This window comes from Streptomyces musisoli, assembly GCF_016741855.1.
Lineage (GTDB): Bacteria > Actinomycetota > Actinomycetes > Streptomycetales > Streptomycetaceae > Streptomyces > Streptomyces musisoli.
On sequence record NZ_JAERRH010000003.1, the window covers coordinates 612,068 to 625,697 of the forward strand.

Below are 13,630 nucleotides of genomic sequence, written 5' to 3' on the forward strand. Positions count from 1 at the left end.
CACGTCCTACGCACAGCACCTCCGGAGCGGGTCAACTTCCGCTCGGGGAAGGCCGATACGGGCTGACGTCATGTCACCGCCACCGCCTCAAGGGATCGTTGTGCCGGAGGGCCGTCCTGCGGACCGGCCTGGGGCGGTGTCTCCCAGTTCGGCTCCGGCCGGGCCGCCACCGGCGTGCCCTCCGGCTTGGCCGCGCGCTGGAAGAGCGCCGTACCGCGTGACAGGTCGTGTCCGATCGCCACGGCGTCGATGTCGGCGGAGGCCCACTGCTGCTGCCCCTCCCGCGCCTCGGTGCGCACCTTCAGCCGGCCCTGGACCACGACCGGCTGGCCGACCTCCACGCACGCGGCCACGTTGACCGCGAGCTGACGGTTGGCCCACACGGTGAAGAAGTTGGTGTGCCCGTCCGTCCACGCGCTCTTCTCCCGGTCCCAGTAGCGCGCGGTCACCGCGAGCCGGAACCGGGCCGACGGCCCCGCCGCCAGTTCGCGGTACAGCGGCTGGGTCGCCACGTTCCCCACCACGCAGACGATGGTCTCGTTCATGTCCTCGCTCCCCTCCCCGCCCGCCCCCTTCCGGCCGGGCGGACACGCGTACGGGCCCGTCCCGTACGGCTGCGTCTGCCGTGCCGGCGCGTACGACTGCCGTACGCGCCCGCACGTCCCGCCGACCGCCCGCACCGGTCCGCCGTGTCCCGACCGGACCAGCCGTGCGATCGCCGTGACTCAGACTGCCTCCGCCGGGCCGAGCCCGCTGAGCGCTGTGGACGACCGCCCACTTGTGGAAAACTCCGCCACCCGCACGAGTGACCCCGCCCCCCCTCGCGGCCCTCACCAACCCCTGACCGGCCGCCTTCTCACCCCCCTGACCGGCCGCCCTCTCACCCCACCCCGGCCCGCACGACCCTCCCGAACTGCTCCCGCACCTCTCGGTAGCGCAGCAGCTCCGCGGCCACCGGATCGAGCACCCGGGCCCGGCCACAGCTCGCCGCCGCTTCCCGCAGCCGCCGTTCCGCCTCCTGGCCGTAGCGCCGCGCGGGCCCCCGGGCCGCCATCCGGCAGCCCCACTCCACCAGCGGCCCGCCGATGATCCCGCACACCATCAGCAGCACCGGAACCCCCAGGTTGGGCGCCATCACGCCGGCGATCTGCCCCGCCAGCCACGTGCCGCCCACGATCTGGAGCAGGGTCATCGCCGCCTGGACCAGTACGGCCACCGGCCACCAGCCCGGCCGAGGCGGGCGGCCCGGCGGGAGCCCGGCACGCGCCGCCAGGTCGTCCAGCGCCTCGGACAGCCCCTGGGAGCCGCGTACGGCCGCCTCGCGCACCGCCTGCGCCCACGGTGCGGGCAGCCCGGCCGAGGCCCGGTCGGAGACCGTCCGGACGGCCTGCTCCACCCGCTGGCGGGCCGTGGCCTCCTCGTCCGCCTGGGTGCGGACCGCGATACGGCCCGTGGAGGATTCGCCGCGGCCCTGGTACCAGCGCCACAGCCGCAGCCAGGGCGTCCCGCAGGCGCGGTTGGCGTTGCGCAGCCAGGCGCGCTCGGCGGCCTCGCCCGCCGCGGTGGCGCCCACCGCGTCCGCGAGCCGCGCGGCGAACTCCTCGCGCGCCTCCTCGCTGAGGCCGGACCGCCGCCCGGTGGCGTACACGGGCCGCAGTTCGGCGGCGGCGGCGTCCACGTCGGCCGCCACCCGGCGGGCCGCCGCGCCGCGTTCGGCCACGAACTGACCGAGCGCCTCCCGGAGGTCGCCGACGCCGTCGCCGGTGAGCGCGGACAGCGCGAGCACGTTGGCGCCCGGTTCGCCGTGCTCGCCGAGCGCGATGCCGTCCTCGTCCAGCAGCCGCCGCAGGTCGTCCAGGACCTGGTCGGCGGCATCCCCGGGCAGCCGGTCCACCTGGTTGAGGACGATGAACATGACCTCGGCGTGGCCGGCCATCGGCCGCAGGTACCGCTCGTGCAGGACGGCGTCGGCGTACTTCTCCGGGTCGACCACCCAGATGACGGCGTCGACCAGCTTCAGGATCCGGTCGACCTGTTCGCGGTGCTGTACGGCGGCGGAGTCGTGGTCGGGCAGGTCGACCAGGACCAGTCCGCGCAGCTGTCCCTCGTTGTCCGGGCTGTGCATCGGACGGCGGCGCAGCCGGCCCGGGATGCCCAGCCGGTCGATGAGGGCCGCCGCACCGTCGCTCCAGCTGCACGCGATGGGAGCGGCGGTGGTCGGGCGGCGTACCCCGGTCTCCGAAATGGCCACTCCGGCGAGGGCGTTGAACAGTTGCGACTTGCCGCTGCCGGTGGCGCCGGCCAGGGCGACCACGGTGTGCCGGCCGGAGAGCTTGCGGCGGGCCGCGGCCTCGTCCAGGACACGGCCCGCCTCGGCGAGCGTGTGGCCGTCCAGGCGGGTACGGGAGAGCCCGACCAGTTCGCGCAGGGCGTCCAGGCGGGAGCGCAGCGGGCCGTCGTACGCCAGTGGGGCCGGGGTGTGGCTGCCCGGTCCGCGGTGACCGGGCTCCCCGGCGGAGGCGCGCTCGGCGGCGAGGGCGGCGGCGGTGGCCTCGGTGACGCGCCGCGCGATGAGACCGTCGTCCCAGCTCTCCCCGGACTCGGGATCGCCGTCCTTGTCGGTACCGGTGCCGGTGGAGGCGGTCGTGGCGGTCGTGGCGGTCGTGGCGATGGAGGCAGTGGAGGCGGTCGTGACGGTGGAGGCGGGTGTGTTGGCGGAGGCGGGTGTGTTGGCGGAGGCAGTCGTGGCGGGAGCGGTCGTGGCGTCGGAGGCCGTCGTCCTGGGGGACGTGGGGTCGGCCGCGAGGCGAGACTTCGGGGAGTGGGGCGAGTGGGACTTCGGGCGGGGGGCCGGGACGCCCTCCTCGGTGCCGCGTCCGCGCGCGGGACGGTCGTCACGCGCGAGGCGGTCGTCACGCGAGGGACGGTCGTCACGCGCAAGGGGGTCGCGGTCGGCGTTCTCGCCCTGCACGCGCGCGCGACGCTCCTGTTCGACGCCCTCGTCCTTCTTCTCGCCGCTCGGGCCCTTACGGCCGTCCTGGCTCTTCTCGCCGACCTGACCGCCTTGGCCGTTCTCGCTGCCCTGGCCGCCCTGGTTCTTCTCGCCGCACTCGCCGCTCGGGCCCTTCTGGCTGCCCTGGCCGCCCTGGCCCTCCTCGCCGCCCTGGCCGCTCTCGCTCCTCTCTCCGCTGGCGCCCGGTTCGCTCTCCACGCGCGCGTGCCGTCCGCCGCCTGCGTTCCCGGCCATGTCCCGGCCCTCGTCCCGGGCGTCGTCGCCCGCCTCGCCCCGCTCGCCCCGGTCGCCCCGCTCGCCGGACGGGCCTACGCCTCTGCCCTCGTTCTCGCCCTCGCCGCGCTCCCCGCTCTTGCCGTGCTCCTCCCTCCGGCCCCGGTCCTCTACCTGACGCAGGCCCGGGCTCTGCCATTGGCCGCCTTGGCGGCCCTGGCCGCCCCGACTCCCCTGGCCGCCCTGGCCGTCCTGGCCGCCCTGGCCGTCGGAGGGGCGGATGACGGTGAGCCGGAGGTCCATGGTGCGGTCGGTCCCGGGACGGTCGGCTCCGGGGCGATCGGAGCCAGGGCGATCGGAGCCAGGGCGGTCAGGGCGGGGGCGGTCATCGCCAAGCGACTCGATGCCACGGGGCTCGTGGCCAAGCGACTCGACGCCACTCGGCTCGTGGCCAAGCGACTCGACGCCACCCGACTCGACGCCACGCGGCTCGTGGCCACGCGGCTCGTGGCCACGCGGCTCCTCCACGACGTTCGGGCGCACCTGCGGAAACCCGCCGGCGCACTCGACGCCGTTCAGGGCGCCCGAGCCGGTGTGAACGCTGTGCCCCGAGGATCCGGTGTCGCCGCTGCCGCTGCCGTGGTCGGTGCGCCTCATGTGGTCGGTGTGCTCCGTGTGGTTCTGGTCAGTGACGGCGGTCACCGGTCACCTCTCCTTCTGCAGTACGGACAGCGCGGCGATGAGTTCGGCCTGGGGGTCGGGTTGGACGTCGAGAGCGTCGAGCGGCGCGAGACGCCGCTCGCGTTCGGCGTTCATGACACGGTCCACGTGCTCGACGAGCAGCCGTCCCGCCCGGTCGCGCAGCCGCAGCACGCCGTGCGCCCCGAGCCGCTCGGCGAGTCCCTCGCCCGCGGTACGCGCCCGGCGCCCGCCCAGCACCGCCGTGGCGACGAGGGCGGAGACGAGTTCCGGGTCGGGTGCGCCGGTGCGCTCCAGTACCCGCACCTCGTCCTCGGCGTACTCCTCCAGTTCGCGCCGCCAGCGCCGGGCCGCGAGTCCGATGCGGTGCTCGGCGTTCTCCAGGGAGGTGTCGCGGCCGGCGAGTTCCGGGGCGCCTGACGCGGGCTCGCGCCGCCAGACGTCGTCGACGCGCTCGTCGGCGGCGGTGACGGCACACAGCAGCAGGGCGGCCAGACTCTCCACGAGGGCGTCGAGGAGTTCCCCGGGTGTGCAGTCCAGAGGGAAGGCGCGCCATCGTTTGAGGGCGTCCCCGGCGAGTACGGCGCCGGCCTGGAGGCGCGCCCGCACGCGCGCGTGCTCGCTGTCGTAGGCGGCTTCCACGGCGGAGGTGAGCCGGCAGGCCGCCGCGTACTGGGCGGCGGCGGCGCTGGCCAGCTCGGGCATGCGGGACCTGAGCGAGTCGAGCAGGCCGTAAGCCGTCCGGGCCATGACGTGCTGGCGCGCGGCGGGGTCCTGGGCATGGTGGAGGAGCCAGCTCTTCAGGGGCGCGACGGCGGTCGCGGGCAGCATGCCCGCACCCCAGGCGGACTCGGGCAGCTCGGGCACGGTGAAGCGGGGTACGTCGCCGAGACCGGCCTTGGTGAGCAGGGCACCGTACTGCCGAGAGACCTCGGAGACGACCTGGTGGGGTACCCGGTCCAGGACGGTCACGAGGGTCGCGTCGTACTCCTTGGCGGTGCGCAGCAGGTGCCAGGGGACGGCGTCGGCGTAGCGGGCGGCCGTGGTCACCATGATCCAGACATCGGCGGCGCAGATCAGCTCCGCGGCGAGGACGCGGTTGTCCTCGATCAGGGAGTCGACGTCGGGGGCGTCGAGGAGGGCGAGCCCGCGCGGGAGTGAGTCGGCGGTCTCGACGCGCAGCACGCGCGTGGGCTCCTCGTCGCGGAGGAGGAAATCGTCGACGGGATCCCGGTCGGGCGCCCACACGCGGGTCAGGTCGGGGAGCACACGCATGCCGCTGAACCAGTGATGGTCCTCCGGATGACAGACGAGGACCGGTGTCCTGGTGGTCGGCCGGAGCACGCCCGCCTCGCTCACCCGCCGGCCGACGAGTGAGTTGACGAGCGTCGACTTGCCCGCGCCGGTGGAACCGCCGACGACGGCCAGCAGCGGCGCCTCGGGGTGCCGCAGTCGGGGCACGAGGTAGTCGTCGAGTTGCGCGAGGAGTTCGTCCCGGTTCGCACGCGCGCGTGGCGCCCCGGCCAGGGGCAGCGGAAAGCGTGCAGCGGCGACACGGTCGCGCAGAGCGGAAAGTGTGTCGAGCAGCTGAGGCCGTACGTCCAAGGTCACCACATGCGAAGAATGCCCAATTTTAGGGGAATTCTGAAGCATATAGACATGTCTGCGTGCCGACAGGACAGAAAGGGCACAAGGGGCGACCAGGACGCGGGCACCGTCCAGGCATAACGAGTGCACAACACCCGGTGCGACAGACGCCAAAAGCGGTGCACGATTCGTACCTGCCTGCGATTATCAGGACCGCTTCACCGAACCTCCACATTGAGCCACGGAGGCGAAGCGACAGGGTCAAGGAACCGGGAGCCCTATCCTTGTCCCCGGCAACGTCACGGATCAGCCCGCACCAGGGCACCAGGCACGAGGCCACCCACCGGCCCCCGTAGCTCAGTGGATAGAGCAGGCGCCTTCTAAGCGCTTGGCCGCAGGTTCGAGTCCTGCCGGGGGCGCCTATCCCATCTGACCAGCGGAGACGCTGGTCGTTTCCTTTCAGCGGCCCGGTGTACATCGCCATCAGGCCAAGCGCCTTGGCTGTTCGCGAGCGGGTTCCCCGGCCGGTCCGGAGCGGCTCGTTTCCCGGTCATGCCGCGTGCGCGCAGTCGTTCAGGGTCACGTCCAGCGCGCCGTGCCCGGCGATGCCGCGCACGATGTGCGGCGGGATCACGGTGTACGGCGGGTTGCCGATGCCGGGCAGCAGGGTCAGGCAGGTGTGCCGCAGACCGTGGAATCCCACGTTCAGACCAACCCGCTCGCGGATCGAGTGGAAGTGCCGGTCCGGTGGTGGGCTCGGTCGAACGACGTGGCTCGGGTTCGGTCCGTGGTGGAAGGCTTCCCGCGCAGGCCCTTGCTCAGGTGGAGACAGGAGTGCGGGACAGGGCGGTGCGCAGCGCGAAGACGCCGAGCAGGCCTCCTGCCGTGAACCGCTGGGCCGTCATGGCGCGCGGCCTGGCGGCCAGAAAACCCGACACCCGTGCCGCGCCCAGCATGACCAGAGCGTTCACGGTGATCCCCACGATGATCTGCACACCACCGAGTTGGAGCAGTTGCCCCCAGGCCGGGCCTGCCTGCGGGTCCAGGAACTGGGGCAGCAGGGCGGCGTACATGAGAGCGATCTTGGGGTTGAGCAGGTTGGTCAGCAGCCCCATCGAGAACAGGCGGGCGTCGGAGACCGGAGGCAGGTCCTGGGCCGGGTCGAAGGGCGAGCGGCCCCCGGGCTTGAGCATGCCCCAGGCGAGGTAGCCCAGGTAGGCGGCCCCGGCGAGCTTGACCACCGTGAACGCCACCGGCACGGCGGCGAACAACGCGGACAGGCCCGCAGCCGCGGCCAGCAGATAGCACACGAATCCCACGGCGGTCCCGCCGAGGCTGACCAGGCCCGCCCTGCGGCCCTGGGTGATCGCGCGGGAGGCGAGGTGGATCATGTTCGGTCCTGGAGTCAGGGCCATGCCCAGTTCGACCAGGGCCACTCCTCCGACTGCGGTCAGAGTGATCACCGGTCAACCTCCTGGTCGTTCGTCGGGTACCTGGCACCCGGAGTGGGAGTCGCCCCGCCGCGACGGACGGCGCGACAGACGGCGTGACGGGCGGCTGCGAGGGACGGCTGTCACGCATCGACGGCGCCAGCCCCGCGGCCTCGTCTGCCCCGCCAACTTGCCTGTCGGCCAGACTTGCCTGGCCCGACTCAGAATACGGCCCTGCCGCCCGGCGCAGACCAGCCGGCACCCGGTGCCCGGCGCCTCCGCGTTCGCCTCCACCTCCACGTGCGCCTCCACCTCCACGTGCGCCTCCTCCCCCACGCCGGCCCCCACCCCCACGCCCGGCTCCACCTCCGCACCCACCTCCGCCTCCGCCCCCCGCCTCCACGTTCGCCCCCACCCCCGCCTCCACGCCCACCTCCACGCCCGCCCCCGCCCCCCCGGGCAATCACCCGCGGCTCCCCCTGGAGCAGAGCCCCCAACCGGAGCCGTTCGCCGGTGATGTGCCGGAACCCGGACGAACGCGGCGATCTCGTTTTCACGGGCTTTCGCGCGTGGTAACTTGAATCACATTTATCGGGGTGGTGTAGAGCGGGCTCGGGGGACGGATGAGCGGTTCGCCGTACAGCGCGCTGCGCGCCAGGCTGGCGAGCAGAACCGTCGAGCACTACCTCCGCCCCACTTTCCGCGTCCACAATTCGGCGGACGATTCCGGGGAGCGCCTTCGGTTCGACTCGCTCCTCGACCAACTGCCCGCGCACCGGTCCAAGCCCGAACCCAGGCCCAGAACATGGCTGGTGACCGGCGGCGCGGGCAGCGGCAAGAGCACCGCCGTCCTGCAGTACGCGATCGCGCTCCTGGACCGCGAGACGCCCTGCGTCATCGTCGACAACCGCACGATCAGGCAGTTGGACGTGCACGGCTTGACGGTCAAGGAGTTCGCCAGGCAATCGCGCCCGTCGGGCGTCGACGAGCCGTTATGGAAAGCGCACGTCAAAAAGAACCGCGTGGTCTTCCTCGTCGACGCGCTGAACGAGCTCGAGCGCGAGTTCCGGGACACCCCCGAGTGGAAGTTCATCTGGCAACTGGCCGCGGGATCCCACGACTTCACGGTACTGGCGACGTCCCGCAGTGAAATCGACGACCTGGACCGGACCATCCTGCGCGATGTCGAGACCATATCCATCGAGCCGCTCGGCGAGCAGGACATCGAGGCCTACCTGGGGATGCGCGACCGGTCGGCGACCGAGGCGCTGGCCGAGATCAGGTCGGGCGACATGCTGGGCGTCGCGTCCAACCCGTTCATGCTGTCGCTGCTGACCGACTGGCTGCTCGGCACGCGATCCGTCAAGGACCGGGAGATCCCGCGCAGCCGCGCGGACCTGCTCCGGGCGACCGTGGTCCGCCCCAAGAGCGAGGGCAGGCTCGGCAGAGCCGAGAAGGACGCGGCGACGAAGCGCGGGCTCGGCATGGAGGCGGCGCTGTGCGCGGCGGCCCTGGCCGCGATCACCACGGGCAAGGGCAACGCGGACTTCCTCGCCCGGGACGTGGAGGCACTGCTCGGCCGGGTGTGGGAGGACCGGGACGAGATCGCCCACACGGTGCAGGCGTTCCTGGACACGCAGATGGTGGAGCCGGTCGGTGACGCGGCGGACGGCCAGTACAGCCTCATCCACCCGGCCTTCGTGGACTTCGGCCTGGCCCTCGCGTGGCAGAGCACCAGCCCGCCCCCCGTCGCGCTGGACCCCGCCTACCTGGACCGGTGCCTGGGCGACTGGGTCGGTCTTCAGCCCGACCCGGACAGCGCCGTGCTCGACCTGCTCGCCCCCGGCACCAAGCAGCTGCCGCCCGAGCTGGTGGTGGACGTCCTCCTGGCCAACCGGGGCGTACTGGGCGACGAGGTGCGCGGAGTGCTGTGGCGGCAGCTCGGCCGGTGCTTCACCCAGGGGCGCCAGATACGGGACCGGCTGGCCGGGGCGCTGGCCAGCCTGCCCGCGACCGTGCTGCGCGACGGGCTCCAGCGCGGTCTGCTGAGGGCGCTCAACGCCAAGGACCCGGACTTCGCGGACGACGTGATCGCCGCGCTGGCGAACGGGTCGCTGGACGCCCAGGTGCTCCAGCGGCTGCGCCGGGCCCACCAGCGGAAGGGGAAGGAGTCGGCACCGAAGGCGCCCGCCCCCGACCCGACGCTCGTCGCGAAGCGGCGGGCGGGTCTGCACGAGCAGGCCGATCCGCTCGCGCGGCGCCGCACCGCGAACTGGCTGAGCGTCAACGGCGGGGAGCAGAACGTCGACGACCTGCGGACAGCGATGCGGGACGACCCGGACGCCAGGGTCCGGGGCGCTTCCGCCACCGCACTCGGACGCATCGGTTCCCTCCGGGCCGTCCCCGCCCTCATGGTGGCCGCCGCGGCCGACCCCGATCCCATCGTCCGGGGATCGGCCACCAACGCCCTCGGTCACATCGGCCACGTCCAGTCGGTCCCGGCGCTCACCACCGCCCTGGCCGACGACACCGACGCCATCGTCCGGGGATCGGCCGCCAACGCCCTCGGTCACATCGGCCACGCCCAGGCGGTCCCGGCGCTCACCACCGCCCTCGCCGACGACACCGACGCCATCGTCCGGGGATCGGCCGCCAACGCCCTCGGCCGCATCGGCCACCCCCAGGCGGTCCGGGCCCTCACCACCGCCCTCGCCGAGGCCGGCGAGGCCAAGGTCCGGGGCGCGGCCGCCAACGCCCTCGGGCACATCGGCCACCCCGACGCCCTCGGCGCACTCACCACCGCCCTCGCCGAAGCGACCGAGGCCAACGTCCGGGGGGCGGCCGCCAACGCCCTCGGCCGCATCGGCCACCCCGACGCCCTCGACGCACTCACCCGGGCGCTCACCGACCCCGACGCCATCGTCCGGGGATCGGCCACCAACGCCCTCGGCCGCATCGGCCACCCCGACGCCCTCGACGCACTCACCCGGACACTGACCGACCCCGACGCCAGCGTCCGCGGGTCGGCCGCCAACGCCCTCGGCCAGATCGGCCATCCGCAGGCGATCGCGGCGCTCACCACCGCCCTCGCCGACGACACCGAGGCCAACGTCCGGGGATCGGCCGCCAACGCCCTCGGCCGTATCAGCGACCCGCAGGCGGTCCCGGCGCTCACCACCGCCCTCGCCGACGACCCCGACAGCCACACCAGGGGCTCGACGGCCGAGGCTCTCGGCCGCATCGGTCACCCCGAGGCGGTCCCCGCGCTCACCGAAGCGCTCACCGACGACGACGCCATCGTCCGGGGATCGGCCGCGAACGCCCTCGGCCGCATCGGCCACCCCGACGCCCTCGACGCGCTCACCACCGCCCTCGCCGACGACTCCGACGCCAACGTCCGGGGATCGGCCGCCAACGCCCTCGGCCACATCGGCCACCCCCAGGCGATCCCCGCGCTCGTCACCGCCCTCGCCGACGACACCGAGGGCAACGTCCGCGGGTCGGCCGCCAACGCCTTCGGGCACCTGGGCGACACCGCGGCGGCAGAGGTCCTCCGGGCGACCATCGGCAACCCCGAGGAGACCTACCAGACCCGGCGCGCCGCCGTGGGTTCCCTCACCCATCTGGACACCGGCGACGAGGCGTGGATCACGGAGGTCGCCGACCGGCTCAAGTTCACCGCCCGCGACCGGCACGGACGCGCCCTGCGCGGGGCCATCGTCGACATGGTGGCCCGCAGGGAGATCACACCGGAGACGAAGGACTGGCTGGTCGGCGTGATCCGCCGGGACAAGGACCCGCTGAACCGTACGACGGCTCTCGAGGGGCTGGCCCGGGCCGGTCAGGCGGACGCGGACCTGATCAAGTTCATCATCGCGCCCGAGCACCCGCGCCCCGACAAGCGGCCCCGGGACAGCGACGCGGGCGTACTGGGCGTCGCCGCCGCGGCGGTCGTACGCGCCGCGGCCGACCAGCCGGCCTACACCGAATCCCTGCTCCCCAGCGTCATCCAGCTGCTCACCCAGAAGAACACCTACCGGGCGACGGTCATCCCCCCGCTCACCCAACTGCGCCTGCTGCCCCTGCCCGTGGCGAACCGGGTCTTCTCCCGTATCGAGGAGCTGCTGGGCGACACCGCGCCGGAGAACGCCCACCTGGAGGCGGCACTGACCGCCGAACGGGAGTCCCTGGCCGAACGCAGACGCGTGCAGGCCGATGTCGAGTCGTTCACCCGCAACCCCGAGGCAGTGCTCGCCGGGTTCCGCGAACAACGGAAGTCGAGGTTCGAAGTGACCGCACCCGGAACCGGCGACGCATACCGCACCGCGCCCAGGACCGGCGACGAGTACCACGTCGCCCTGCTCACGGCCGTACCCGTGGAGACCAAGGCGCTGTTCCGCACGCTCGACGAGCGCCACACCAGCACGACCGAGGTGCAGCGTGACGGGCGGTACTACGACGTCTTCGAACTGGCCTCCACCGCGGGTCAGGCACCCGTCCGGGTGGTCACCACGCAGGCGACCGACCAAGGTGGCCAGTCGGCCGCGGCGGTGACGCGTGACCTGCTGTCCAAGTTCCGGCCGGACCTGGTGCTGCTGGTCGGGGTGTGCGGCGGCTTCGCCGAGCACGGGGTGGCCCTGGGCGACGTGCTGCTGGCGCGGGAGGTGTTCGACTACGGCCCGGAGAAGGTGAGTCCGGAGGGCGGTGGCCTCAGGCCGCAGGTGTACCGGACGGACGAGCAGGTGCTGCGGCTCGTCACGAGGCTCGACACCCGGGGCAGGCTGGACGCGTCGCTGGGCGACGGAGAGCTGCGGGTGAAGGACTTCGCGAGCGGTGAGAAGGTGATCGCCTGGCGGGAATCCGGGCTGCGTGCCCAGTTGCTCGGCCTGTCCGCCGACATCGGCGGGGTGGAGACCGAGGCGCACGGGGTGCTGCACGCGATCTGGGAGGCGTTCAAGGCGAAGGACTTCGTCGGCGGGGCGATGCTCAAGTGCGTCAGTGACCTCGGTGACGAGGAGATGACCGTGGACAAGAAGTCCAAGCAGACCGACGCGGCGCAGCGGGCGGCACGGGTCGCGCTCGACGTGGCGGCGGCGTTCCGCCGCGCGGACGCCTGACCCGGCGGCGCGGGCACCTGGCACCCCGCCCACCCGGCGAACTCCATTACGCAGCATGGCATTCGGCTCCGCTCCCACGCAGGAGGCTCGGCCCACTTCCGGCGACGGCGTTCCGGGGCCGGTCGCTAGAGTCGTCCCGGGAAGGGAGACGACATGCGGCTTCGGTGTGCGGTGCTGGACGACTTCCAGGGGGTGGCCGCCGAGTCGGCCGACTGGTCGGTGGTCGAGGATCAGGTGGACGTCGTCGCGCTGCGCGAGCACCTCGACGGGGAGGACGCCCTCGCCGCGGCCCTCGCCGACTACGACATCGTCGTCACCCTGCGCGAACGCGTCCCCTTCCCGGGCTCCCTGATCGCCCGCCTCCCCCGGCTGAAGCTGCTCGTCGCCTCCGGGATGCGCAACAGCGTCATCGACTACGCCGCCGCCGAGGCGCACGGCGTCACCGTATGCGGTACGGCGAGTTCGAGCACCCCGCCGGTCGAGCTGACCTGGGCGCTGCTGCTCGGTCTCGCCCGCGGGATCGTCCAGGAAAGCAACGCCCTGCGCGGCGACGGGCCCTGGCAGTCGACGGTCGGCGCCGATCTGCACGGCCGCCGGCTGGGACTGCTCGGGCTGGGGAAGATCGGCAGCCGGGTGGCCCAGGTCGGGCTCGCCTTCGGCATGCGGGTGAGCGCGTGGAGCCGGAACCTCACCAAGGAGCGCGCCGCCGAGGCCGGTGTCGAACTGTCCCCGTCCCAGGAGGAGTTGCTGGGCGGCAGCGACTTCGTCTCCGTCCATCTGGCGCTCGGCGACCGCACCCGCGGCCTCGTCGGCGCCGCCGAACTCGCCCTGATGAAGCCGACCGCCTACCTCGTCAACACCTCCCGCGCGGCCATCGTCGACCAGGACGCGCTGCTGGCCGCGCTGCACGACGGCCGGATCGCCGGCGCCGGTGTCGACGTCTTCGACATCGAGCCGCTGCCCGCCGGTCATCCGATGCGCACCGCGCCCCGGCTCCTCGCCACGCCGCACCTCGGCTACGTCTCGCACGCCAACTACACCACGTACTACGGCCAGGCCGTGGAGAACATCCGGGCCTATCTGGCGGGCTCCCCGCTGCGGCGGCTGCCCTGAGGCCGTCCGGTCAGGCGGTCACCACACGTTCGTACACGCCCTCGCTCCGGCGCAGCTCGCCCAGGTCCACGAGATACCGCCGGAACGACACATGGCCGACCTGGTCGGTTTCCTCGCACCAGGCCCGCAGGCGCTCGTTCACGACCCGCTCCGCGTAGGCGATGCCCGGCTCGAAGGTCTGCTCCGCAATGTGCCGCAGTACCTCCTGCTTGCGGTCCACCGGGCGGGCAGCCGCACCAGCCGGCCGTCCCGCACGAAGGCGTCCAGTGCGCCGCCGCCGGCCGGCCGCGCGGGCCTTTCCGGCCGGGCCGCCCCCCGTCACATCACCCCCCCCCAGCCCCGACCCGGCCGGACGGACTCCGCCGCATCACGCGGCCTCCGCGCCGCAGCGCCCCCACCGCAATGCCCGGACCCAGCGCCGCAGCGACCACACCGCTTCGCCAGGGCTCTCTCCCGAA

General features: G+C 73.3%; 7 protein-coding genes, 1 tRNA gene and 1 pseudogene. 3 read left to right on the forward strand and 6 right to left on the reverse strand.

The annotated features are described in order from the left end of the window. Positions 1–68: 68 nt before the first annotated feature. From JK361_RS10970 to JK361_RS10980, 3 genes are all read right to left on the reverse strand, one after another. Positions 69–545, reverse strand: coding sequence for a single-stranded DNA-binding protein (locus tag JK361_RS10970; protein WP_201815539.1), 477 nt, complete (start codon positions 543–545; stop codon positions 69–71). Between the two features lie 335 nt (positions 546–880). Next, positions 881–2,971, reverse strand: coding sequence for a GTPase (locus JK361_RS10975; RefSeq protein WP_201816111.1), 2,091 nt, complete (start codon positions 2,969–2,971; stop codon positions 881–883). A gap of 960 nt (positions 2,972–3,931) precedes the next feature. Next, positions 3,932–5,539, reverse strand: coding sequence for a dynamin family protein (locus JK361_RS10980; RefSeq protein ID WP_201815540.1), 1,608 nt, complete (start codon positions 5,537–5,539; stop codon positions 3,932–3,934). Positions 5,540–5,858: 319 nt separating this feature from the next. On the opposite strand from JK361_RS10980, the gene JK361_RS10985 reads away from it, so the two are divergent. Next, positions 5,859–5,931, forward strand: a tRNA-Arg gene (locus JK361_RS10985). A gap of 131 nt (positions 5,932–6,062) precedes the next feature. On the opposite strand, the gene JK361_RS10990 is transcribed toward JK361_RS10985, so the two are convergent. Then, positions 6,063–6,215 carry a site-specific integrase gene (locus tag JK361_RS10990; RefSeq protein WP_201815541.1) on the reverse strand — a complete coding sequence of 51 codons (153 nt, stop codon included), beginning with the start codon at positions 6,213–6,215 and terminating at the stop codon, positions 6,063–6,065. Positions 6,216–6,330: 115 nt separating this feature from the next. Next, positions 6,331–6,975 carry a LysE family translocator gene (locus JK361_RS10995; protein ID WP_201815542.1) on the reverse strand — a complete coding sequence of 215 codons (645 nt, stop codon included), beginning with the start codon at positions 6,973–6,975 and terminating at the stop codon, positions 6,331–6,333. Between the two features lie 590 nt (positions 6,976–7,565). On the opposite strand from JK361_RS10995, the gene JK361_RS11000 reads away from it, so the two are divergent. Both JK361_RS11000 and JK361_RS11005 read left to right on the forward strand, forming a co-directional pair. Further along, a complete protein-coding gene (locus JK361_RS11000) occupies positions 7,566–12,059 on the forward strand; it encodes a HEAT repeat domain-containing protein (protein WP_201815543.1) in 4,494 nt (1,497 codons plus the stop codon). Positions 12,060–12,212: 153 nt separating this feature from the next. Further along, positions 12,213–13,172 (forward strand): D-2-hydroxyacid dehydrogenase family protein, encoded by a 960-nt coding sequence (locus JK361_RS11005; protein WP_201815544.1) that lies wholly within the window; start codon positions 12,213–12,215, stop codon positions 13,170–13,172. Between the two features lie 10 nt (positions 13,173–13,182). Here the strand turns inward: JK361_RS11005 and JK361_RS11010 are convergent. Further along, positions 13,183–13,481: pseudogene (locus tag JK361_RS11010) on the reverse strand (DUF2087 domain-containing protein); the annotation flags it as partial. Positions 13,482–13,630 lie beyond the last annotated feature (149 nt).